At 41.5% G+C, this 25406-nt stretch carries 21 protein-coding genes and 4 tRNA genes; 9 read left to right on the plus strand and 16 right to left on the minus strand.

Annotated features, from left to right (window positions below; translation table 11 throughout):
- Positions 1-43 precede the first annotated feature (43 nt).
- Together HZB59_10400 and HZB59_10405 are read right to left on the minus strand one after the other, a co-directional pair.
- Positions 44-126: transfer RNA gene (locus HZB59_10400), tRNA-Leu, on the minus strand.
- 195 nt (positions 127-321) lie between these two features.
- Positions 322-690, minus strand: a complete 369-nt coding sequence (locus tag HZB59_10405) for a response regulator (GenBank protein MBI5021838.1) — start codon at positions 688-690, stop codon at positions 322-324.
- A 142-nt stretch (positions 691-832) separates the two neighbouring features.
- On the opposite strand from HZB59_10405, the gene HZB59_10410 reads away from it, so the two are divergent.
- Positions 833-906 (plus strand) — tRNA-Arg (locus HZB59_10410).
- 478 nt (positions 907-1384) lie between these two features.
- Here the strand turns inward: HZB59_10410 and HZB59_10415 are convergent.
- The gene (locus HZB59_10415) at positions 1385-2212 is read right to left on the minus strand and encodes a T9SS type A sorting domain-containing protein (protein ID MBI5021839.1); all 828 of its coding nucleotides are present in this window, start codon (positions 2210-2212) and stop codon (positions 1385-1387) included.
- A gap of 179 nt (positions 2213-2391) precedes the next feature.
- The gene (locus tag HZB59_10420) at positions 2392-2757 is read right to left on the minus strand and encodes a response regulator (protein ID MBI5021840.1); all 366 of its coding nucleotides are present in this window, start codon (positions 2755-2757) and stop codon (positions 2392-2394) included.
- 410 nt (positions 2758-3167) lie between these two features.
- Here HZB59_10420 and HZB59_10425 point away from each other — a divergent pair.
- The 5 genes from HZB59_10425 to HZB59_10445 all read left to right on the plus strand — a co-directional run bounded on the left by HZB59_10425 (position 3168) and on the right by HZB59_10445 (position 6977).
- Positions 3168-3241: transfer RNA gene (locus HZB59_10425), tRNA-His, on the plus strand.
- 57 nt (positions 3242-3298) lie between these two features.
- Positions 3299-3371: transfer RNA gene (locus tag HZB59_10430), tRNA-Glu, on the plus strand.
- A gap of 32 nt (positions 3372-3403) precedes the next feature.
- Entirely contained in the window at positions 3404-4378 is a 975-nt protein-coding gene (locus tag HZB59_10435; GenBank protein MBI5021841.1) for an NTP transferase domain-containing protein, read from the plus strand.
- Between the two features lie 14 nt (positions 4379-4392).
- A complete protein-coding gene (locus HZB59_10440; protein MBI5021842.1) occupies positions 4393-5547 on the plus strand; it encodes a methionine adenosyltransferase in 1155 nt (384 codons plus the stop codon).
- Positions 5548-5696: 149 nt separating this feature from the next.
- Positions 5697-6977 carry an adenosylhomocysteinase gene (locus HZB59_10445; GenBank protein ID MBI5021843.1) on the plus strand — a complete coding sequence of 427 codons (1281 nt, stop codon included), beginning with the start codon at positions 5697-5699 and terminating at the stop codon, positions 6975-6977.
- A gap of 91 nt (positions 6978-7068) precedes the next feature.
- Here the strand turns inward: HZB59_10445 and HZB59_10450 are convergent, their stop codons facing one another.
- From HZB59_10450 to HZB59_10485, 8 genes are all read right to left on the minus strand, one after another.
- Entirely contained in the window at positions 7069-7419 is a 351-nt protein-coding gene (locus HZB59_10450) for a hypothetical protein (protein ID MBI5021844.1), read from the minus strand.
- A gap of 51 nt (positions 7420-7470) precedes the next feature.
- Positions 7471-8661, minus strand: a complete 1191-nt coding sequence (locus tag HZB59_10455) for an aminotransferase class I/II-fold pyridoxal phosphate-dependent enzyme (protein MBI5021845.1) — start codon at positions 8659-8661, stop codon at positions 7471-7473.
- A gap of 158 nt (positions 8662-8819) precedes the next feature.
- Positions 8820-9263 (minus strand): hypothetical protein, encoded by a 444-nt coding sequence (locus HZB59_10460; protein ID MBI5021846.1) that lies wholly within the window; start codon positions 9261-9263, stop codon positions 8820-8822.
- A 142-nt stretch (positions 9264-9405) separates the two neighbouring features.
- On the minus strand, positions 9406-10815 hold the full coding sequence (locus HZB59_10465) for a S8 family serine peptidase (GenBank protein ID MBI5021847.1): 1410 nt from the start codon (positions 10813-10815) through the stop codon (positions 9406-9408).
- Between the two features lie 307 nt (positions 10816-11122).
- A complete protein-coding gene (locus tag HZB59_10470; protein ID MBI5021848.1) occupies positions 11123-11563 on the minus strand; it encodes an OsmC family protein in 441 nt (146 codons plus the stop codon).
- Between the two features lie 30 nt (positions 11564-11593).
- Entirely contained in the window at positions 11594-11797 is a 204-nt protein-coding gene (locus tag HZB59_10475) for a DUF2892 domain-containing protein (protein MBI5021849.1), read from the minus strand.
- Positions 11798-11889: 92 nt separating this feature from the next.
- A complete protein-coding gene (locus HZB59_10480) occupies positions 11890-12126 on the minus strand; it encodes a hypothetical protein (GenBank protein MBI5021850.1) in 237 nt (78 codons plus the stop codon).
- Entirely contained in the window at positions 12123-12731 is a 609-nt protein-coding gene (locus tag HZB59_10485; protein ID MBI5021851.1) for a sigma-70 family RNA polymerase sigma factor, read from the minus strand. Before HZB59_10485 ends, HZB59_10480 begins: the two co-directional genes overlap by 4 nt.
- Before the next feature lie 256 nt (positions 12732-12987).
- Between HZB59_10485 and gdhA the strand changes: the two genes are divergently transcribed.
- The gene (gene gdhA, locus HZB59_10490; protein ID MBI5021852.1) at positions 12988-14328 is read left to right on the plus strand and encodes an NADP-specific glutamate dehydrogenase; all 1341 of its coding nucleotides are present in this window, start codon (positions 12988-12990) and stop codon (positions 14326-14328) included.
- A gap of 226 nt (positions 14329-14554) precedes the next feature.
- On the plus strand, positions 14555-17461 hold the full coding sequence (locus HZB59_10495) for a histidine kinase (protein MBI5021853.1): 2907 nt from the start codon (positions 14555-14557) through the stop codon (positions 17459-17461).
- A gap of 58 nt (positions 17462-17519) precedes the next feature.
- Here the strand turns inward: HZB59_10495 and HZB59_10500 are convergent, their stop codons facing one another.
- Genes HZB59_10500 through HZB59_10515 form a run of 4 tightly spaced genes read right to left on the minus strand, consistent with a single transcriptional unit; the run spans position 17520 to position 23859 of the window.
- A complete protein-coding gene (locus tag HZB59_10500) occupies positions 17520-19100 on the minus strand; it encodes an FMN-binding glutamate synthase family protein (GenBank protein ID MBI5021854.1) in 1581 nt (526 codons plus the stop codon).
- A 19-nt stretch (positions 19101-19119) separates the two neighbouring features.
- Positions 19120-19797, minus strand: a complete 678-nt coding sequence (locus HZB59_10505) for a (2Fe-2S)-binding protein (protein ID MBI5021855.1) — start codon at positions 19795-19797, stop codon at positions 19120-19122.
- Complete coding sequence (locus tag HZB59_10510) at positions 19794-22982, minus strand: FAD-dependent oxidoreductase (GenBank protein MBI5021856.1); 3189 nt, start codon at positions 22980-22982, stop codon at positions 19794-19796. The genes HZB59_10505 and HZB59_10510 overlap by 4 nt, the downstream gene beginning before the upstream one ends.
- A gap of 22 nt (positions 22983-23004) precedes the next feature.
- Entirely contained in the window at positions 23005-23859 is an 855-nt protein-coding gene (locus tag HZB59_10515) for an NAD(P)H-dependent oxidoreductase subunit E (GenBank protein MBI5021857.1), read from the minus strand.
- Positions 23860-24285: 426 nt separating this feature from the next.
- Here HZB59_10515 and ald point away from each other — a divergent pair, with 426 nt between their 5' ends.
- Entirely contained in the window at positions 24286-25401 is a 1116-nt protein-coding gene (gene ald, locus HZB59_10520; GenBank protein ID MBI5021858.1) for an alanine dehydrogenase, read from the plus strand.
- Positions 25402-25406: the final 5 nt, after the last annotated feature.

Genomic DNA, 25406 nt, shown 5'->3' on the forward strand with positions numbered 1-25406 from the left:
CCGGTCGTTATCGGTCTGTTTAGAATTCCGTGTGAATCCTTTGTGGGTAAGGGGGGACTTGAACCCCCACCCTTATTCAGGACTAGATCCTAAGTCTAGCGCGTATGCCAATTCCGCCACTTACCCGAATTCAGGCGATCGATATTACAACCGATTGTATAGGTTAAAAAATAAATTTGAAAGCTTTGATAGAGTGACTTATCAAAGCTCTAAAATTCTTTAAATTTATAAAAATTTCAATTATAACAGTATCAATATACTGCTTTTTCAGGGGAACTACAACCGTCGAGATAACTGGTTGTGAACGATAGGAGGGACGATTTACTCCTTAATAACACGCTCCATGCAGGCGAGAAGAGTTTTAAATTCGTACGGTTTTGTGAGGAAATCGTTCGCGCCTAAATCTAGAGTGTCGCGAGCGATTTTCAATTCGTTCACTCCCGTTAGCATTATTACTTTGTCGGCGAGGTTTTGTTCGCGGATTAAGCGTAGCACTTCAAGTCCGTCTTTACCCGGCATTTTTATGTCGAGAATGATCAGTGTGTAGCGCATATCTTTCATTTTCTCGAGAGCTTCGTCACCGTCGCAAGCTTCATCAACATAGAAGCCGCGTTCTTCTAATTCGGCGCGGACAAGAGTTCTGAGTGTATCTTCATCGTCAACGATCAATATTTTTTGAGGATCCGGCATTTATTCACCTTTTAAATTTTGATAAATATACAATTACGATATCGTAAAAGCAAACAGGGAGGCGGGCAGATCACATTGTTTGCTCGAAAGGAAGAAAAATGGTATATTTTTTCAGTCTGATAAATTATCCCTTTAAAAAACGGGGCCCGTAGCTCAACTGGATAGAGCAACAGCCTTCTAAGCTGTAGGTTACGCGTTCGATTCGCGTCGGGCCTACTCAAGAATCCACAAACGCGGTATCATAGCTGCGTTTTTTTATTGTTTTAAAACGGATTCTATGGATTTCCTTACGGACTCCTCCTAAAAAGGTTCTCTCGTTACACTGGATAAAGCTTATTGACTCGAGAACCATCTTTAATATCCTTTGGCTGAGGCAGTTATTGCAGAGGGCCGAATGGAGGTTGACTAACAAATAAGAAAAGGAGTCATTCCGAACTTGTTTCGGAATCTGAATATCGCAAAACGGTTTGCTCTTGTATAGATGCTGAAATAAATTCAGCATGACCCTGAATTTTTTGGTCAATCCCCAAACGAGAAAACCATCTTAAGTGACAACCACACACACTCTTTCTTGTTTAAACAACTTTCCCTTTTGTACAAATTGTAACAAAAATTGTTTTTCTTAGCCAGTTTTGTACAGAAAAGAAAACCCCAACCGGAATAGCTGGGGCTCATATTTCATACAAGAACTTTACTAACGCATTAATATCATTTTCTTGGTTTGGATAAAATCTCCCGCTGATAATTTATAAAAATATACACCGCTTGGAACGTTATTAGCACTCCATGTTACAGTATATTCACCTTGTTGTTTTTTGTCTTGAACAAGCGTTGCTACTTCTCTGCCAAGCACATCATAGACTTTAAGTGTGATGAAACTTTCTTTTGGTACTGAGAATGATATTTTTGTTTGTGGGTTGAAGGGGTTGGGATAATTTTGAAACAATTGAAAATTATATAGTTGACTAACTATGTTGGGGGCATAGACTAATGTTCCGAATTCCTTCCCATTTATTTTTGCATAAATAAGTGTAGACCGATATGGCCAACCACCACCATAATTTTCCTGAGAAATTATACCGAATCCGAATGCAAAACCACAAACACCATCCGTGGGTCCAGCATATAGAACACAGGTTGGAATACCAAGTATCGTATCAAATTTGGATGAATTTGAATGTGATAGGTCATATATGATTGATTCATGTCCTGGGTCTACCCAAGCGCAAACATATCCACTTGATGTATCTATCCGCTGATAATAGACAGATGGGTATATGTTACTTGTGAATGCATAATATCTGATTCCGTTTGACATAATAGAATCATGCAATATTTCCCACTTCTCGTAATACATATGAGAAGGTGGATTGCTAATCCCATTTCTCCAATCAAATTGCCACACATTTCCAACTTGGAGAGGATAGAAAGATGTCAACGAATTTTTTAATTGAGAAATGGCTTTCGAAGAAAGGAGAGTCAATGTACAAAATAAAATGTAGGCTGAAATATATAGTTTCATTGAAATCTCTTGATCCTTTATAGCGCAACTGTCTAACTACTAATTATCTTGCGCAGTTGTATATCTATGTAATCGCAATAATGTAATTGAATGTTTTGTAAAAGTCAACCAACATTCGCCCCGACTGATGACATTCTTATTTCATCAAAACCATTTTTTAGTTTGGATAAATTTTCGAACTATCGATGGGCAAGATTCTCGATATTGTAACGCAAGGTTTCCAAATCGTATGGTTTTGTCATGAACTCGTCGGCGCCGCCATCGTGCGACATGATCTTATGTTTTAAATCGGCGTATGCCGTGAGCATGATTGTTTTTGTGGCAGGATATTCTTTTTTTATGAACGATAACACGCCGAAGCCGTCAACCTTCGGCATTCTGATATCAAGTACAGCAATATCGTATTTACCTTTTTGCAATAATGAAATAGCATCGGCGCCGTTTTCAACAAAGTCGACTGAAAATCCAAATGTACGAAGCTCCTTCGTTAGAATGCCGCCAAGTGTAGAATCATCGTCTGCTAATAGAACGTTAATTACCGACATAAATCCCCGCTTTATTTATTAATATCAATGTTTAAAACGTCTTATCCGCTTTATAATGAGGTTATTGTAAGAAATTACTGAATCAAAGTCAACATTATTCCGGTAAATGGGTCCATCCTGCCACTAAAAATAAAAAACCCTCAACATTTTCGTTGAGGGTACACCTAATCCACAATATGAAATACTTAACTCCCATATATATCTCTAACGGCATCAGATAATAAAAGTTTCATGCGGTAATTCCTCTAGAAAATTAGAATATCATCTCATCAAAATAATTTTCTTAATTTCTACAAACTCAGTTGCAAAACTGCCGATTAAACACTGATCCTACAGAAAAAATCCATATTCCAAAATTTATTCTTGATTATCTTACGGTTTTTGAGTATCTTTATAAGCGCCAAACCATGGTGTCCATAGTTCAGTTGGTTAGAACGCCAGGTTGTGGCCCTGGAGGTCGTGGGTTCAAATCCCACTGGACACCCAAAAATATTTCCAATTTTCAATTGTAAATCGACAATTGTCAATTGACAATTATTCCGCCCCCATCGTCTAGAGGCCTAGGACACGAGCTTTTCAAGCTTGTAACACCGGTTCGAATCCGGTTGGGGGCACTTAAAGTGCACAGCAATTATAAACCATTCGGATGAGAGCTATTATTCCCGTTGCCGGTTTCGGTACCCGGTTGCGGCCACATACATATACGCTTCCTAAAGTCCTGCTGAATGTTGCAGGCAAGCCGATCATAGGCCATATCCTCGATAAAATTGTAGAAGATGGTTTTGATGAAGCCACCATAATCGTTGGAAACATGGGAGAAAAAATCCGCGACTTCGCCACATCAAACTACAAAATCAACTTCGATTTTGTTGAACAATCGGAACCGAAAGGATTGGCTCACGCAATTTCATTAGCGAGGAAAACTTTTACAACCGAACCGATATTAATAATTTTGGGCGACACGATTTTTGATGTTAATTTAAAACCGATATTAAAAGAGCCACTCTCTTCTTTGGGTGTTAAAAAAGTTCAAGACCCTCGCAGGTTCGGTGTTGTTGAGATGAAAAATGGATTGGTTGCGAAGCTGATTGAAAAACCGGAGAACCCAACCAGCAATCTGGCTTTGGTGGGATTGTACTGGATACGTAATCCGTTCTTGCTCGATCAATGTATTGAAGAGTTGTTCAAAAATAATAAGAAGACAAAAGGCGAGTATCAATTGACCGACGCGCTGCAATCGATGGTTGAAAAAGGTGAAAAAGTAAAAACGTTCAACGTAGAGGGATGGTACGATTGCGGCAAACCCGAAACATTGCTTGCCACTAACCGGCATTTGTTGGATAAACTTCCTCACCGCAAAAATCGCGACGGCGTTGTAATAAATCCACCAGTATTCATTGCCGAAGATGCGAAAATCAGCCGGTCAATCATCGGACCTTATGCTACAATCGCATCGGGTGCAACTATTGAAGATTCCATCATTCGAAATTCAATTGTGAGTGATGATTCGCAGGTGCATTGCGCCCTTCTTGAAGATTCACTTGTCGGTGATAACTCGATAGTTCGGGGGAATTTTCAAAAAATCAATATAGGCGATTCATCAGAAATCGAATTTCATTAACCTTAGGAAAATCTATGTCATATCTTTTTACTTCTGAGTCCGTATCCGAAGGACATCCTGATAAAGTCTGCGATCAGATTTCGGATGGAGTGTTAGATTCATTACTTCATCAGGATCCTCTGTCGCGTGTTGCGTGCGAATGTTTTGTAACCACCGGTTTGGTTCTTGTTGGCGGTGAGGTTACCACCAAGGGATATGTTGATGTTCAGAAAATTGTCCGCGATGTTGTTAAAGATATCGGTTACACCGAAGCAGGGGTAGGATTCGATGCCGATTCTTGCGCTGTGCTTTCCACTTTGCATTCTCAATCTCCCGATATCGCTCAGGGTGTTGATACAGGCGGAGCGGGTGATCAGGGTATGATGTTCGGATATGCGTGCAGTGAAACCCCAGAATTAATGCCGATGCCGATAATGTTCTCGCACAAACTTGTTAAGAGGTTGGCAGATATACGGAAAAAAGAAAATGGTTTGATGCCGTATATCCGCCCCGATTCAAAATCGCAAGTGACAATCGAATATGAAGGTAAGAAACCGATTAGAGTTCATACGGTAGTAGTATCAACCCAACACGCGCCCAATGTTACACAAAAGAAGATCAAGAGCGATATCATAGAAAATGTCGTAAAAAAAGTCATCCCCAAAAATCTATTAGATAAAAACACGAAATATTTTGTCAACCCAACAGGCATGTTTGAAATCGGCGGACCTCACGGCGACAGCGGATTAACGGGAAGAAAAATTGTCGTTGATACATACGGCGGACGCGCGCCTCATGGCGGCGGAGCGTTTTCGGGAAAAGATCCGACAAAAGTTGATCGAAGTGCCGCTTATGCCGCACGGCATCTTGCCAAGAATATCGTCGCATCAGGTTTGGCAAGCGAATGCCAAATTCAGGTTGCCTACGCAATCGGAGTGAAACATCCTGTTTCAATTCATGTGCAAACATACGGAACAGGCATTATCCCGGATTACGAACTTGAGCAATTCATTAAAAAGAATATTGTTGAAGGCGGACCTATTGATATGACACCGCGTGGAATAATAAAACGTTTGAATCTTCGCCGGCCTATCTACAGGAAATCTGCAGCGTATGGACACTTTGGACGAACCGAGAAAGAATTCTCATGGGAGAAGTTGGACCTAGTTAAACTGTTCAATAAGCTTTAAGAGCCGGAATTTGATTTAAGATTCACGTATCACGATACAAGGTTCATGGTATGAGATCTAATTTAATGTCAACCATGAATTAACAAAAATTCATAACTCATAACTCATAATTTATAACTAATCACTATCACTCAACCATTCACAAAGCTATGGATCACAAAAAAGGAAAATACAAAGTTAAAGATATTAAGCTCGCGGCGGAAGGCAAACAATTAATCGCCTGGGCAGAATCGAGAATGCCGGTTTTAATGGCATTACGCGAAAAATATAAAAGAACAAAACCGTTAAAAGGATACCGCATTGCCGGTTGCCTGCATGTAACAAAAGAAACCGCAGTGCTTGTAAAGACATTTGTTGAAGCCGGAGCCGAAGTTTGCTGGAGCGGCTGCAATCCTCTTTCTACTAACGATGCGGTGGCATCTGCCCTTGCGGCTGATGGAGTTTCGATCTTCGCGTGGCATGGTATGTCTGTAAAAGAATTTTACTGGTGCATAGAAGAAACTTTAAAGATTCATCCCAATCTTACTCTTGATGATGGTGCCGATTTGATATTCACCATCCATAATAAACATCCCGAGTTTGCAGAAAAATATGTTATAGGCGGAACTGAAGAGACTACAACCGGAGTTCACCGGCTGCGTGCAATGGCGGCAGACGGCGCATTGAAATATCCGGTTATCGCTGTGAACGATGCCGAAACGAAATGGGATTTCGATAACGTTTACGGTACAGGTCAATCTACATTGGATGGAATTCTCCGCGCGACAAGTATCTTGTTAGCCGGAAAGAATGTTGTTGTTGCAGGTTACGGACATTGCGGTAAAGGTGTGGCAATGAGGGCTAAAGGACTTGGCGCCAACGTGATTGTTACCGAAGTGAAACCGACAGCCGCACTCAAAGCGACGCTTGAAGGTATGCGCGTGATGAAGATGGATGATGCCGCAAAAATCGGTGATGTATTCATTACAGCAACAGGCGTTAAGGATGTTATAGTGGATCGCCATTTCAAAATGATGAAAGAAGGCGCTATCGTTTGCAACACAGGCCATTATGATTGCGAAATTAATCTTAATCATCTCGGTAAACTTGCAAAAGGAATAAAAGAGATGCGTGCTAATAACGAGCAATATTCTTTGAAGAATGGAAACCGGATTTATGTTCTTGCCAAAGGCAGATTGGTGAATCTTGCCGCGGCAGAAGGGCATCCGTCGGAAGTTATGGATATGTCGTTTGCGAATCAGTTCATGTCTCAGCTAAAACTTGCCGAGCTTCATAAAAAAGGTAAGCGATTAGACAACAAAGTACACGATATTTCCGTCGAACAAGATCAGGAAATTGCAACCGTTAAATTAGCCACGATGGGAATGAAGATCGATAAACTTACTCCCGAGCAGAAAAAGTATATGGACGACTATAGTTCCGGAACATAATTCTGTGAGTGGTTAGTTGTAAGTGGTAAATAAAAAAGGTGACCGTGTGGTCATCTTTTTTGTTATATTAACACTATTTAGGATGATTCAATCAGGTTTTCCGATCAGTTATATTGACCTCAGGCTGCCATCTTCGTTCATTGCACTTAGGGCAATTCAAGTATTTCGAGTTTGGAGTATGCGGGCTAAAGAAATCAATAAGGGCTGAGATTTTAAATTCATTACCGCAATCAACACAGCGATAAACAGTATTTCGTGCGTGTTGCCGAACAATAAAAAACAACATACCTCCAACACCAATAATTAACCAGGCGATAAAACCAACGGGCCAGAGAATTAGCGCCATTAAATATGCACTTATCGCTAATGTCGTAGTGACCAACAATATTCGGATGACAATATTTTTCCATCCAGCATTAGTATGTTCAGTATCTGAGTCCATATGAATCCTCTCATTTCAAAAAAATATCAGCTTGAGTATATTGTAAATTAACTATGAAATTTTATTCAGTGCCTGATCGAGATCGTCGCGGAGATCTTCGTAATCCTCACAGCCAACAGCAATGCGAACCAGTTCATCCGAAATCCCCGATTTTATTTTTTCTTCTTTTGATACTGTAGCATGCGTCATCGATGCCGGATGCTCGATTAATGATTCAACACCGCCCAATGAAACTGCAAGCGTAAATATTTCAACATTATTCATTACAATCTTGCCGCCTTCTAAACCGTTTTTTACACCGATGGCAATCATCGCACCGAAACCATCCATCTGCTTCTTTGCAATCTCATACTGCGGGTGTTCAGGTAAACCGGGGTAGGTTACCCATAAAACTTTCGGATGTTTCTTCAAATATTGCGCAAGTTTCAAAGCGTTATCCTGGCTTTTCTCTACTCTCAATCCCAACGTCCGTATGCCGCGCAATACGAGCCATGCTTGATGGGGATCCATAGTTCCACCGAAGGAGGTAAACGTAGGGCGAATCATCTTGTAATAATTTTCATCTTTCACCACGATCATTCCTCCAACCACATCGCTGTGACCATTCAGGAATTTTGTCAAGCTGTGAACGATGATATCCGCACCGAATTCAAACGGACGTTGAAGATATGGGCTTGCGAAAGTATTATCAACAACAAGCGGGAGCTTATGTTGATGTGCTATTTCGGCAGCACCTTTGATATCCGTGATTGTGATTGTCGGGTTTGCGGGTGTTTCAATGAAAATCATTTTCGTGTTCGGCTTGATTGCCTTTTTGATATTATCAAGATTCGAGGTGTCGACGAATGAAGATTCAACTCCGTACTTAGCGTAAATAGTTTCAAGCACGACTCGCGACGGACCGTAAACAGTTTCGGAACTGACTACATGCGCACCTTGATGAAGCAGGGCAGTGTACACCGTAGTTATTGCTGCCATACCTGTTGCTGTTGCAAAACCTTTATATCCTCCCTCAAGTTCGGTTACATTTTCTTCAAGTGCACTGATGGTTGGATTCCCTAATCGCGTATAGATGTATCCTTGCTTTGTGCCGGCAAAGCGGGCGGCACCATCATCTGCGCTGGGGAATGCGAAAGTGGAGCTTTGAAAAATCGGCATCGAAACTTCGCCTATTTCGGAAAGATGAGAATTTCCGGCGTGTATTGCTTTTGTTGATTTGCCGATTTGTTTATTTAATTTCATGAGTTGAATCCTTTTTAATAATTTCTTTTTAAATTGCTGATGCGATGCAAAATCTTGAAAAATGATCGATCTGGCAAGGGAAATGGTTCAATAAATTTTTCACAACGCATATAAAGGTAAGAAGAATTCCTGAATAATTCTAACCGGTTGTTGATGGATCAGTTTTGACTGACGGTTTTTACTTCAGCTTGCCGCTTTCTCGCTGTTCCAATTAATCCAATGACGCCAAGTCCGATGAACGCCGCAGGTGCGAGAATGGGAGGTGAAGCCTCGTCTGATTTTTCTTCTTCTTCGACTAATTCGCTTTTCTCTTCGTCACTTTCAAACCTTTCTCTATTATGAAAGAAGATCCCTCCGAATCCGACCAGTATTGTAAGCATTAAGTAAATATGAAGCCAACGGATTATACCATCTTTCCAACCTTGAACAGCAAGGAGAGCAATTATGAATCCGATAAGGCTGATTATAATCGGTATAAAAGCCGGTCGTTCATTTGGCAGAACATCCTGATGTTCGAGAAGAGTATCGATAAATAAAAATAAAAACCCTCCGGCAACCAGTAACACTAATAATCGATTTATTGAAAAAGATTTAAATAACATAATAACCTCTCAAATAAATTTGAATATGAGAATGATTTTATTCAAATGGCTACATAAAATAAGAAAAGTCGGTTACAAATAAAAACCCCGTCTGTTTCGCAAACGGGGTTTTCAATGTTACAACTTTAGATGTATAGTGGGATTAAAATCCACTTACATTTAACCTTCCGCCGGTTACACACTTACCCGACAATGAAGCAGTTGGTACAACGCTGGCAAGAACTGCCGCTTTAATTTGGGCAACAGTTGAGCCTGGATGATATGCTGCATAAAGAGCCACACCGCCAGTGACATGTGGACACGCCATTGATGTCCCACTATACGATGCATAACTGGCAGCACCTGATTTGCTTGGTATGGTAGAATAGATAGCAGAACCCGGTGCACCCAAATCAACAGTGGTTAAACCGTAATTCGAGAAACTTGATAACGTTCCGGTTGATGTTATCGAAGCTACAGCTATGACATTCGCATTAGGATAGCATGATGGATAACTTGCTGTAACATCTGTGTTGAGAGTTGAATTACCTGCTGCTGCTACGAATACAATATTTGCCTGATTCGAGCGTTCGATTGCATCTTGCAATGCAAGAGAATAAGCACCACCGCCCCATGAATTGTTTGTAGCGACGATGTTCAAACCATGACGTGATTTAAGGTCGGTGAAATAATCAAGCGCTAAAATGGCATTTGTTGTTGAGCCACCTTGTTTACCAAGGAACTTGCCTGATATTATTTGAATATTCCAGCAAACACCGACAACACCAAGAGCGTTGCCGCCTTTTGCGCCGATTGTACCGGCGACATGCGTACCATGATCGTCAGCCGGACCGTCGTAAATTGTGTTGTTGTTTCCATCGAAATCCCAACCATGAATGTCGTCGATATATCCGTTACCGTCATTGTCAATACCATCGACTAAGTCATAAGGATTGGTCCAAATCTGTCCGGCAAGATCTGGATGAGTGAACATAATTCCCTCATCGATTTCTCCTACAAATACCGTTGATAATCCGGTATGTCCTGCTGCCCATGCTTCGCCTGCCTGAGAACCGTATTGGTTTGCGGGTGTTGTAGCATCGCCATACATGCCCCACAACGATCCATTTGTATAATATGTATCGTTTGAAGTTGCATTATGGTAATAATAATAATTCGGTTCCGCGTACAGAACATCCGGTGAGTTCTTCAAAGCGTTTACAGCATCACGAACCGACATTGGTGTGTTAATAACGTTTATGCCTTCATTGTCCCCGGCTTTTTTCATCGCGGCGGTGACAATCTTTTGATTTAATTTACCGTTGACCGAACCGACTGCGGCATTCCGCTTTACATCGGTGACACCGGTTTTGAATTTAACAATCACTTCGCCGGGAACGAATTCAAGTCGGATTCCGTCGTAACCGACTTTTTCTAACGGTGTGATTTGTTGGGTTCCAATAGATTGGGTGGGGGCTTCGGTTTTTGAACAGCCTGCTATCACCACAATAACCAGGAACGAGAGTAATCCGAGCAAAATTATTTTCCCGGACCATGTACGTGTATCGTTCATAAAAAACTCCTTATGAATTAGGTGTGGGTTATTAATGATATGCGGGCAAAAATATTATAATCAATTCTTCAGACGATGTCAAGTGTTTTTTTTTGGAAATGTGTTCTGAATTCTTCATTTTTCTGATAATATGTCTTAGGCGGTTCGCGATTTAAGGTTTTTCCCAGGTATAAGGTGGTTATAGTCAAATTTTGTGTAATCGGGCAAACAAAATCCTACTCAAGTATGAACTCAATCCCATTTTATAAATATCTCTCTATACTGTCCAAATTTGCAGTACAGGAATTATTTTCAGTTTCTAAATCTATTACTTTGCTTTGTTTGCCGCCGGTTCAATCCGGTATGAGTGGGATATATTCACACTCGCTTTGAGCATTGCGGACACGGAACAATATTTGGTTGTGGACATTTCGATGGCTCGTTCAATATCTTTCGGATCGATTCCATCACCGTAGAAAACGTATTCGACATGAATATCGGTGAACACTTTTGGATGTTCTTCGCTTTCATTACCGGTGATGTTCATTTCAAATGAAATAACCGGAGCTTTTCTTTTTCTGAGTATAGCGGCAACATCGCTTCCGGTGCATCCGCCAAGTGCGATAAGTAAAAGTTCTTTTGGACGAGTGCCGGAGTTGCTCCCGCCGAAATCTTCAGGTCCATCCATTGTAACCCAATGGTTAGAATCTGCTTTTGCAACGAAAGTTATACCCTGTACTTGCTTAACTATTGCTTTTTTTTGTGCCATGAGATAATTCCAAGAATGTTGTTACTATTTTCATTGTTTTTTAAGAGTAGATATTTTCGCAGGTTTGTAGAGCGGGCAGAAACTGACGAAACTGGTTAGAAGGAAAACGATTCCCAATATCAATAAAATAATACCCAGTATTCCGGTTACTGTATCGGTGAAATAAAGAATACCGAATAAAAGAGCCAGTATGATGCGGATAATTTTATCGGTCGAACCCATATTCTTTTCCATAATAATAATCCTTTTATGATTAAATGTTTATGCTTTATTTGATGTTGTCGATATGTTTTTGATTCATCTATTGTGGAATTAGTGCTGTTTCATCAAATTTTTAACTTTGCGAGAATTTTTCGACTGGATCCGCTTGGTACTTTAGCCGGCGGATATGCCCGGTATAATAAAATCGTTCTCTTCAAGCTATCTAAATATGCTGTGCATTTCGGACATTCATCCAGATGCTTTTTAATAATCCGGCATTTAGGTGAATCGATATTCTGATCTAATTTATCGCAGATGTAAGTGAAAACATCGCCGCATTTTGTGTCTATTTTTTTCTTCATACTGTCATATACTGGTTAAGTTGTTCACGAAGGAAAACACGGGCTCTGCGCAAACGTGATTTGACTGCGGGAACCGTGATCTTCAAAATTCTTGCGGTTTCCTCTGCCGATCTTCCTTCGATATCGCGCAATACAAATACGATGCGGTAATCACCGGGAAGTTTCTGAATAGCGTTATCGAGCAGGTCTTTCAACTCGTTGTTCATGAGTTTATCTAACGGTGTACTTTTCCACTCCTGAATCATATCGCCGCGATTATGATCTTCACCATCGTGAGCGGCAGGAGCCGCATCGATGGAGATTGATGCTTCATCTAACTTAGTCCGGCGGTTCTTCATCAAGCAATTATTTGCCACGATGCTATAAAGCCAAGTGGTGAATTTAGAACGGTGATCGAATTGATTCAACTTCCGATACACATTAACGAAAGTATCTTGGAGTGTTTCGGATGCTTTATCTTTGTTACGGCAAACTTTAAATGCGAAACTGTAGACCAGATCTTCATAAGTGCGAACAATCTCTGCGAATGCCTGATGATTTCCTTTTTTGGCATTACGTAAAAGCCGAGGATCGGGTTCAGGATGAGTGGGTGTATTGAATTTCATGTAAAATGTTTTATTTTCAATTTTTCTAAATATAATAATTTTTTTAATTTTCTTTCTCATCGCTGAAATCATACCTACGATCCATTCTCAACAATGACATCCGGATACTGAATATTGAACCAATTATATGATTTATTCTCTTAAAATCAATTTGCTTCTGGCATAAAAATTGACGATTTTATCAGAGAATTCAACAAATCAGGGAATACCTGATTTCATGTTAGAGAGTAAAATTACAGATAATTTGAGGAAATATATGTCGTCATATGTACAAAATTTAATGGCAGAAGTAAAAGCTAAAAATCCCGGTGAAAAAGAATTTCATCAGGCAGTTGAAGAAGTGTTTGAATCACTCGAACTTGTACTGCAAAAACATCCGGAGTATCGTTCCGGAAAAATTCTAGAAAGAATGGTTGAGCCGGAGCGAATTATTATCTTCCGTGTACCCTGGATGGATGATCGCGGTGAGTTCCACATCAATCGCGGTTTTAGAGTTCAGATGAATAGTGCTATTGGTCCGTACAAAGGTGGATTGCGATTCCATCCATCTGTCACTTTAAGCATTTTAAAATTTCTTGCTTTTGAACAGGTTTTCAAAAACAGTCTGACTTCGTTACCGATAGGCGGAGGCAAAGGTGGATCTGATTTTGATCCGAAAGGAAAAAGCGATACCGAAGTAATGCGTTTTTGCCAGAGCTTCATGACTGAATTGTACCGGCATATCGGTCCGGACACAGACGTTCCTGCCGGAGATATCGGAGTGGGCGGACGTGAAATCGGATTTTTATTTGGTCAGTATAAACGGTTGTCTCGAGAATTCAGCGGAGTGTTAACGGGAAAAGGATTGAATTGGGGCGGTTCACTGATACGTCCGGAAGCGACCGGTTTTGGCGCAGTATATTTTGCAGAAGAAATGCTGAAAACCAGAAAATTATCTTTTGAGGGAAAAACGGTAGCGGTTTCGGGTTTCGGAAACGTAGCATGGGGAGCGGCTCTTAAGGTAACTGAACTTGGCGGTAAAGTTGTGACAATTTCTGGTCCCGATGGATTTGTTCACGATAAAGATGGAATCAAAGGAGAGAAAATAGATTTCATGCTCGAGATGCGTTCGAGCGCACGTGATGAAGTTAAAATGTACGCCGATAAATTTAAGGTACCGTTCCAGGCAGGCAAACGGCCGTGGAGTGTTAAAGCCGACGTAGCGTTGCCATGCGCGACTCAAAATGAATTGGACGAAAACGACGCTAAAGAATTGGTCAAAAACGGGTGCGTCTGTGTTTGTGAAGGTGCGAATATGCCAACCACAATTCCGGGCGTTAAAATATTTCAGGAAGCGAAAATACTTTATGCGCCGGGAAAAGCATCAAACGCAGGTGGTGTTGCAACTTCCGGTTTGGAGATGAGTCAGAACAGTATGCGTTTACCGTGGCCCAAAGAAGAGGTTGACCGGCGGTTACATGAAATTATGAAGAATATTCATTCAACTTGCGTTGAAACTGCCGCTAAGTATGGTACGCCGGGGAATTACGTCAACGGTGCGAATATCGGTGGATTCCTGAAAGTTGCAAATGCAATGTTAGACCAGGGATTAGTATAAGAATAAAGCAATTACGAAGAAATTATCGTCTATGATATAGTAAAAGAAGACGAATGCTTCACGATCATTGAATCGGAGTGGTTTTTTACACTCCGATTTTTTTATTATATATGTAATAATATTTTAATTAATTATGGCAGATCAAACTATCCGATCATCAAAACGTACCGAATATCCATGGGAAACTGCCGGTTATAACACGCGCTTCCAGGGTTTTCAAAAACTGATGCGATTCAACGTCAGGGATATTCTTTTAGTTTCCAGTCTATACGACTCATATATCATCGAAGAAGATGGACGATTGTATGAACTGATTCGAAAAGAATACGAAGGACTTAATTTGAGCCACTCACCCGAGATTACGCATGTTTCCAGCGGAGAAGAAGCACTCGAGTTGGCCACAGGCGGAAGGCGGTTCGATTTAATAATCACCACACTTCACATCGAAGATTTCCATGCTGTACGGTTTGCGAGGAGGGTAAAAGAATCAGGTTTGAATATTCCTGTCGTACTTCTTACATACGATAACCGCGAACTATCTGAGTTAATGCTGAGGCAGGATACATCGGTATTCGACAGGATTTTTATTTGGCAGGGAGATTCCCGCATTCTTGTCGCGATCATTAAATATATAGAGGATCGGATGAATGTTGAGCATGACACTCAAACCGCCGGCGTTCAATCGATCATTCTTATCGAAGATAATGTCAAATATTATTCTGCTTTTCTGCCAATCATCTATACTGAAATTCTCATTCAATCTCAGCGGTTAATCGCAGAAGGCATCAATCCATCCGATCGGTATCTTCGAATGAGGGCGAGGCCAAAAATTCTTCTTTGTACGACATACGAAGAAGCATGGGAATATTTTCAGAAGTATGAGGAAAACATTCTTGGGGTAATATCTGACATCGATTTTTACCATAATGGCAGTGATGATCCGCAAGCCGGGATAGAGTTTGCAAGAAATGTGAAGTTGCGCCGTGCCGATATACCAATTTTGCTGCAATCGAACGCGCCCGATAAAGAGCTCGAAGTTCACACGATCGGTGTTTCTTTTTTACTCAAAGATTCACCAACATTACTGAACGATCTGCGGTTGTTCATGAATCGCTACTTCAGTTTTGGAGATTTCATTTTCCGTATGCCCGATGGAACAGAGGTCAGCCGGGCAACTGATTTGAAATCACTTGAAGAACAATTGAATTTTGTTCCTGATGAGAGTATCCGATACCACGCTGAAAGAAATCATTTTTCAAACTGGCTCAAAGCGAGAACCGAGTTCTGGCTTGCATATAAACACCGGCCGCGTAAAGTTTCAGATTTTCCATCAATCGCCGACATGCGGCAGGATCTGATTATATCCTTCCAAACGCATCGCCGATTGCGGCAACTGGGACAAATAACCGATTTCGATAAAACTACTTTCGATCCGTCCAGCAGTTTTGCCCGGATCGGCAGCGGATCTCTTGGTGGAAAAGCCCGTGGATTGGGATTTGTGAATACTCTGTTAAATAATTTTGATATACGTGATCGATTCAAGGATATTCAAATTACGGTTCCTCCCGCGGTTATTCTTGGAACCGATGTATTTGATCAGTTCCTTGACGAAAACAATTTACGTGAATTTGCATTACGCTGCACCGACGATACAGAAATCACTCAACGATTTTTAGAGACAAAAAAATTTCCTCGGAAAATAAGTCGACAGCTTAACGATTTTTTGGAGATTGTTCGAGAACCGCTTGCCGTAAGATCATCATCTCTTCTGGAAGATTCCCAGTTCCATCCGTTTGCGGGTGTTTATAAAACTTATATGATACCGAATAATCATAATAATCCGGTTACCAGGCGTACGGAGTTGATAAACAGCATAAAGCGAGTATACGCTTCCACTTTTTATCAAACCGCAAAAGATTATATCAAGGTAACATCGTATCGGCTTGAAGAAGAGAAGATGGCGGTTATTATTCAGAAGATGGTTGGGGTTCCGCATGATTCAAAATTTTATCCGGATTTCTCCGGAGTAGCAAAATCGTATAATTTTTACCCGGTTGCGCCTCAAAAATCGCAAGATGGAATTGTATCTGTCGCACTCGGATTGGGAAAGATGATTGTTGATGGCGGAATCACCGTCCGTTTTTGCCCGAAGTATCCGGATAATCTGTTACAATTTTATTCCGTCCAGGAAACACTTCGAAATAGTCAAACAGAATATTTTGCTTTGGACCTTGATTCAAAATTAAGCGAATCCGCTGATCCAAGTCATACACTGTTAAAGAAATATGAATTGAATGAAGCTGAGCGTGATGGAACTCTACGTTATGTCGGTTCAACCTATTCATCAGAAAATGATACGATTCATGATGGATTATCGCGCGACGGAAAACGGGTAGTAACATTCGCGCCTGTCCTTCGAAATAAAATATTTCCACTTCCGGAAATAATCGAGCTTTTACTTGAGTTGGGTAATTGGGGAATGGGTGCGCCTGTCGAATTGGAGTTTGCGGTGAATATGTCGGAGTCACTCTCAAAACCGAAAGAGTTTGGGTTGTTGCAAATTCGTCCACTCGTTCTGAATCGTGAAGCGGAGGAATTGGAAATCGATGAGATCGATCGTAACAAATTGATTTGTCATAGTCATCAAGTGTTAGGTCATGGCATCATTAAAGATATCTATGATATTGTTATGGTTGATATCAATCGATTTGATCGGAGTAAAACAAATGAAGTGGCGGCGGAGATAGGGCAATTCAATCAAAAACTTATCTTTGAACAGCGACCTTATCTTTTAATAGGTTTGGGACGTTGGGGAAGTTTAGATCCCTGGCTTGGTATTAGTGTGAAATGGGAACAAATAGCCGGCGCGCGCGCCATCATTGAAGCCGGATTTAAAGATATCGACGTTACACCATCGCAGGGTTCACACTTTTTTCAGAATATAACTTCGTTTATGGTTGGTTATTTTACAATCACTTCCAGAATAGAAGAAGGATTCGTTGATTGGGATTGGTTGTTGGGACAGAATGTAGCGGAAGAAAAAATGTTCACCAGACATATCCGTTTAAAAAATCCCCTTGTTGTTAAAATGGATGGGCAAAAGAACGAGGGAATTATTTTGAAACCTGAATAATAAAAAACCTGACAATTCTAAGTTAACTGTCAGGTTCCGAAAAATTTACCGACTGATATTACTTCAGTATTGCTTCCACTTCTTCCTTGTCAACATCCATCACGTACTTAATTCCGCTGATAGCGGTTGCTTCATGAGTGAGCGAAGCGATATCGTCGCGTGTGATATGATCAAGTGAAAACTTCCTGTTACCTGCCATTAGCTGGCGTAATCCCTGACCGAGACGCTCGTAATATGTGTAAAGTCCGAGTGCGCCGGTGGGAATTTTTTCGAATTCATCATTGCCCAATTCGTGTCGCAGGTGAGCTGCCGTGACGAAGACCTCGTCTTTCGTGCTGCCGAACCGCTCGACATAAACAGGTAATTGACCTTCTTCCATCGCGCGACCGATTGTTTTTCCCACCATAGCTGCAGCAATAGGTGCACGTGCCATGCCAACGAGTTTTACAAACGGAGCGCCAAGTGCAAGTCCTTTAAATATTTGATCTTCGAATGTAAATCCGCCCGCAACCGCAAGTGCCGGAATGTGTTGTTTGTTGTCTGCCAGTTTCTTGGTATAGGAATATAAAAGCGAATGTAATTCAACAGGTGGTACACCCCATTCGTTCATCATACGCCATGGGCTCATACCTGTTCCGCCTCCGGCACCGTCTACCGTAAGAAGATCGAGTTTATACTTCGAAGCAAACTTGGCTGCACGTGCCAAGTCGGCCGGGCGATATGCACCGGTTTTTAAGAAAATATATTTTGCCCCGGCTTTGCGGAGTTCGTTAATTCGCTGCGCAAAAGATTCTTCGGTGACCATACCAACACGTGAATGTCGCTCGAATTCTTTGAATGCGCCGCGCTCAAACGCTTTTATTATCATTTCATCCATAGGATTCGGAAGAACAACATAACCTCGCTGGTAAAGAGTTTGGGCTTTTTTAAGATTACGAATTTTCACTTCACCACCGATGTCTTTGGCACCCTGGCCCCATTTCAATTCAACAATTTCAACACCTAATTTTTCGATTGCATATTCTTGAACACCGAGGCGTGTATCCTCGACGTTTGCTTGAACGATGATTGCACCGTAACCATTGCGCATGTGGTCTTTATAGAGTGATACACGACGCTTCAAATCTACAGTGTCATGAACTTTTCCATTTTTTATTATTGCGTCCATGTCCATGCCAACTACATTCTCTCCGATGGTCAATCCGGTTCCTGAGAGAGCGGAACCGATTGCCAAGCCCTCCCAATTATTTTTTGCAATATCGGTAGAGCCAATACCGGGAATTATCCATGGGTAGTGGAACTTAATTCCTTTGTCATGGCCGAAACGAACTTCTAAATTAACATTCGGAAAGATTGCCACATCACTATCGGCTTTAATACCGTGCGCACCAACCGCAGTACCCATGATGTTAAAGTGAGAATAGTCGACAGGATAAAATTTTTCTCCCGCCGTTGTGATCACGCCGAACGGCTGAGGATAAATTACTTCATGACCCCGATAAGCAGATTTGCCGATTTCGCACATGCCTATGCAGCCATCTACGCATGTTACGCACATACCGGAGGCAGGCACGATTGAACCGTCTGTTCTGTTCTTAGTTAGAGTTGCTGCTGTTGCGTTTATTTTTGAGAGCGACATTTTTGTGTATCTCCTTTCGTTAATCTTTTTTTATTTCACATGCCACACAGGGTTCCATGTAGCACATCATGTCATTAAACTTTTCTTTTTCTATGCAGGGTGGACTAAGGTTAGCGCAACCGCCGCAGATTGCAAGCTCGGGTTGCGTATAAGTACATCTTAACTGACAAGCCGGACAAACGTATATACAACCGCCGCACAGACGGCATTTTTCTGATTTAATATCGAACGGTGTACCTATACTTCGATTTCCACCTCTGCCACGAAAACCAATCGCATTGCCGATCATTTGTTCTTTGCACATTCGAACGCATAATCCGCAAAGAATGCATTCTTCATGTTCCTGTCGGAACCGTTGTTGGCGCACCTCATGAGCCGATGCTATATCTTGAATTATTTTTGATTGTGGACAAGAAGCCAGCAACAACTCGATCACCATTTTCCGTGCGCGAATTACTCTATTGGAGGATGTTCTGATTTTCATTCCTTCCTCGACCGGGTAAGTGCACGACGAAACAAGTTTCGACTTAAGTCCTTCACCGATTTCCACCACGCACAGCCGGCATGCACCGTAGGGTGTCAAACCGTCCATGTGACACAAGGTTGGAATTGGGAAACCAAGGAATTCTGCAGCTTCGAGTATTGTTGTGCCTTCTTCTACGGAGACAGGCAGGCCGTTTATTTTTATATTAATCATGCTGATTGTTCCTTCAATACCTGAGATTTCGGTTCTTCATGTTTCTTCTGTGTGAATTCAAGATCACATCGGAGGCATCTGCCCGCTTCGCTTTTTGCCTCTTCAATAGAAAGTGCCATCTCCACTTCGGTGAATTCGTGTTTCCTTCTCTCGATTGAAATTCGCGGTAGATCTGTCCGTTTTGTGGATTGCGAACTGCCGTTCGTTTTGAACGGTTCGATGTAATGATGAGGTAATTTCAATTCAGAGGGATGTTGTAATTCCTCATTTTTCAAATAGCGGTCGATCATTACAGCGACTTTTTTACCTGCGGCGATTGCATCGATCACGGTATTGGGACCTGTTATTACGTCACCGCCCGCAAAAACACCCGATCGATTTGTGCAGAGAGTTTCAGAATTTACTATTATCGTATTCTTGCGATCATCGACATCAAGCCGATTTGCACCGGCCACAGTTACACAGTCAGTATCGGAGCCCTCGCTTATTGCCACTATTAAAGTGTCGAGCGGAATGACATGTTGAGTACCGGGAATTGCAACAGGGCGTCGACGTCCGGTCGCATCAAGATCACCCAACTCATTATTAATACATTCAATGCCGGAAAGTTTACCGCCTTCCGATAGAATACCTGTCGGTGATACCAGCGTTTCTATATGGATACCTTCCTGAAGAGCAGCTTCAATTTCTTCTTCGAATGCAGGCATTTCTTCTTGTGTCCGCCGATAGAAGATAGTAACACTTTTCACATCCGGTTGCCGGATAGCAATCCGTGCCGCATCAAGAGCAGAGTTACCACCGCCAACAATACCAACGCGACCTTTTGCCAATTTTTCACCGCGCAGGTTAAAAGCTTTCAGGAATTGAATTGATGGATATACTCCTGGCATATCTTCTCCGCGCAGTTGTAAGCGCAAGCTCTTATGGGCGCCAATGGCTACAAAGATTGCCTGGAATCCATCATCGAACAAACTATCCAATGTTATATCGCGGCCCAAGGTAGTATTACATTTGATTGTAATGTTCTCGTCCAGCAACGCATCTATTTCTTTCTTAATGACCTCATGAGGTAAACGATAAGATGGAATTGCACTGAAAAGCATTCCGCCCGGTTGTGTTTCTGTTTCGAATACCGTTACCTTGTAACCTCTCAATGAAAGATAATGTGCAGCAGTCAATCCCGCAGGACCCGATCCGACTATAGCTACTAGTGGATGGCTGTTTGTAGTTTTTGCGAGACGCAACGGTTTATAAACCGAGGGCTCAATGCGATCGGTAATGAAACGTTTTAATGCCCGGATGGCGATTGGATCACCGCCGTGGATTCCTGCCTTGCATCGATCTTCGCACGGATGATTACAAACGCGTGAACAAACGGACGGAAGAGGATTGGCTTCTCTGATAACTCGATATGCTTCCTCAAATTCGCCACGCTGGATATGCGCTATGTAACGCCATGCCTCTGTTCCGATCGGACAAGCAGATGCACAAGGTGCACCTACGATTCCCTTACAAACGAAGGCATCGCATCGTTTGTTGTAGATATGTCTTCTGTATTCATCGATGAAGTACCGCAATGTGCTTAGAATCGGATTCGGTGCCGATTGACCAAGTCCGCACATCGAAGTATCTTTAACTGTTTCGGCTAATTCTGAGAGTAGTTTCAAATGACTTTCAGTACCTCGTCCTTCTGAAATATCTTCGAGTATTTCGTACATGCGCTGAGTTCCTTTGCGGCATGTAAAACACTTTCCGCAAGATTCATCTTTTAGAAAATTCATGAAGTACTTTGCCACATCGACCATGCAAGTATCATCGTCCATAACTATCATGCCGCCGGAACCCATGATGGAACCTGCAGCTGTTAAACTATCGTAATCAATCGGGAGGTCAAACATCTTCGCAGGAATACAGCCACCTGATGGACCGCCGGTTTGGACAGCTTTTATCTTTGCTTTTTTAACAGGGCCACCGCCAATTTCATTGACGATTGTATTGATTGTAATTCCCATCGGAATTTCAACTAAGCCGGTATTTTTTACTTTTCCGACAAGACTGAAAATTTTTGTTCCCGAATTTTTCGCTGTACCTATCTTTGAAAATTCTGAACCGCCGACATTAAATATTATTGGAATATTCGCCCATGTTTCAACATTGTTGATAGCGGTTGGTTTTCCTTCAATTCCTTTTTGTACCGGATATGGCGGACGTTGTCGCGGTTCTCCCATCTTTCCTTCGATCGAACGGATGAGAGCAGTTTCCTCACCGCAAACAAACGCGCCTGCGCCTTTTACTACATTAAGATCAAATGAGAAATTAGTTCCTAAAATATTTTTCCCTAAAAGACCAAATTCACGAGCTTGGCGTAAAGCGATTAAGAGATGTTTGATTGCGAGCGGATATTCAGCACGGACATATACAATACCTTCGGTTGCTCCTGTTGCAAGAGCTCCGATAATCATTCCTTCTATGATGCTGTGTGGATTGCCTTCAAGAACGCTTCGGTCCATGTATGCCCCCGGATCACCTTCGTCAGCATTACAGACGAGAAATTTCCCCCTTCCGTTTTTTTGTTTTGCAAGCATTTCCCACTTCATACCGGTTGGAAATCCGGCGCCGCCGCGGCCACGCAAACCAGACGTTTTAACTTGATCTACGACCCATGAAGCATCATTTTTTTCAATAACTTTTATCAACGATGAGTAACCGTCATTCACGATGTAATCTGTAATTCTTATCGGATCAACTTTCTCGTTCCTTGATAAGATACTGCGGTTTTGTTTCTTAAAGAATGGTATATCGTTTTGTTTTTCAAATTTTTGGCCCGTGGCAATATCGGTGTAGAATAAATCGGGTAATAATGCACCTTTTGCTACCGCCTCAACAATTCGTATCATGTCATCCATCTTCAACTTAGGGTAGAAAGTACCTCTTGGTTCAACAAGGACGGATGGTTCCATTTCACAGTAACCATGGCATCCGGTAATACGCAGATGGATTTTGGTTGTTAATTTTCTTGCGATGATTTCGCGTTTGGCAATTCGGATTAGATCATTGGCTCCGCTCGCCTGGCCGCAAGTTCCGGCAGAGATAATAATTGTCGGTGCATTTGATTCTTTCTGAGTTACTAATTTCTTTTGAAATTCTTTTAAAGCATTAATCGAGTTGAATCGTTCAGGTGCCATATTTTTACTCTCTGAAATTAGTTCATTGGAGTGTTGGAGTGGTTAAATCGAGCATGTGACTTTTACATCCGCGTCTTGAACAAATCTGTATTATGCCGCCATCTCGAACCACCAGAGGTATCATAGCTGCGTTGCACATCGTGCAATTTGATGTGCCAACTAATTCTGTATGACAGTGAGGACAGAAGAAATGAACAATTGTATCCATCGGTATTTCATTCCCTGTTTCTATCGTATAACTTCCATATAACGACGATAATCTAACCCAACCATGTTCTTGTCCGTAAGAAATCGTGATTTTTATGGAGGGGTGATTATCGATTAAATTTTCATGATCCATGAGAGGATGATTACAGCGCGAGCAATTTACCTCGAGAGGGAAAATTCTTTTATCTTCTTTGATATCAACTTTATCTAAACCGGATTTAGTGTGCTGGATAATTTCTTTTACCTTGCCGGTTGTTACGTGAGAAAAATAATGTCCGTCAACAACTACAACAGGGGCAATAGCACATGCGCCTAAGCAGCGAACTGTTTCTAACGTGAATTCTTTATCTGTTGTTGTTTCGCCGTCACTTTTTATTTTGAGTTTCTGTTCAAACTCATCTGCGATGGCTTGTCCGCCTCGAACGTGGCAGGCTGTTCCGAGGCATACCGAGGCAAGATGTTTACCTCTTTCTTTTAACCGGAATGCTCGATAGAATGTGGCAACACTGTAAATATCAACAATATCGTGGGCGGTTATCTCTGCTACTATGCGAAGTACATCTTCAGGTAAATAACCGTATTTTGATTGGATCTCTTCGAGGATGGAGATGAGTCCACCTCGGTGATGTTTGTACTTCTCTACGATGGGTAAAACACTTTCACGATTCATCAGTCACCTTCTTAGATAGTTTTTCGTTAAGCGATTTATGCTACAACAACCGATTATTATCTTTCTTCAAAGTATTGACCTCCTTCATTCAAATCATGCTTGATATGTAAAATATCAGAATAATTTTTAATTAGCAATCTTTATTCCAACGTATTAATAGTTTGAAGTTAATAATAATTGTGAATATTTAAAAAGTTTGTATATTAATTTTTGGTTAAGCTCTTCACGATAGGGAATGACTATCAACTCTGAAAATTATCTCATAAAAAATTATCATTCATGAGATATCAGATTATTTGTGAAAAGAGATATTGTTACTTATAATCCTTTAAAACAATCAATATCTGGCATACAAATTGACACTTTTAATTCGGTCGATATCCAATAATAATTCTATATCATTCAATCATTTTCAGTGTTGGTTCTATGAATTTTGGTGTACTTAAAGAAGACACAGCACGCGAAAGACGTATCGCATTAACGCCTGCGGGAGTCCAGTCACTAGTCAGTGGCGGGCATCAGGTCTATATTGAAAAAGATTCCGGAGTCGCTTCCCACTTTACCAATGAACAGTACGAAACAACCGGAGCAAAAATTGTTTACACTCGCGATGAGATATTCGGCCGATCCGAAGTTGTATTGAAAGTATCTCCACCCACCGTTGAAGAATGCGAGCGATTGGAAGATGGAAAAACATTGATTTCAGCTCTTCATCTCGTAGTTGGAAAAAAAGAAAAACTTGAATTACTTTTGAAAAAAAATGTGTGCGCTATCGGTTATGAGTTGATAGAAGATCAGAACGGGGAATTGCCGATACTTCAGGTGATGAGTGAAATCGCAGGTCAAATGGCAACACAGGTCGCTGCGCGTTATCTTGAAAGCAGCGCGAATGGACGCGGTATAGTGATGGGTGGAATTACAGGAGTTCCACCGGCAACAGTTTTAATAATCGGCGGCGGAACTGTGGGGCATGCGGCTGCTCGAATCGCTTTTAGTCTTGGAGCCGAAGTTATATTACTGGATAAAGATTTAAGGCGCATCCGCACGCTGGCAAACGAATTTAAATTTCGTATAGTAACAGCCATCGCTAACGAATACAATATCCGTAAGGCATTGCATTTCGCTGATGTTGTGATTGGCGCGGTACTAATTAAAGCAGAACGCGCGCCTCATGTAGTAACTGAAGACATGATAAAACTGATGAAACCCGGTTCGATTGTAATAGACGTTTCAATCGACCAGGGTGGATGTATTGAAACCAGCCGCCCAACTACGCTTGAGAATCCGACATACGTTCTGCATAATGTAATTCATTATTGTGTCCCAAACATGCCGGCGAATGTTTCGCGTACCGCAACCTATGGTTTGACTAACGCTCTGCTTCCTTATCTCTTAAATATCTCGCAATTGGGAATCTCAGGTGCATTGGCAGAAGATACCGGACTTGCAAAAGGAGTTTGCACATACAAGGGCAAATGTACCAACGAGCCGCTCGCTCGCAGGTTCGAGTTGAAGCATTATAATGTTCAATCACTGTTGTGATTTGT

This window comes from Ignavibacteriales bacterium, assembly GCA_016214905.1.
Lineage (GTDB): Bacteria > Bacteroidota > Ignavibacteria > UBA10030 > SZUA-254 > PNNN01.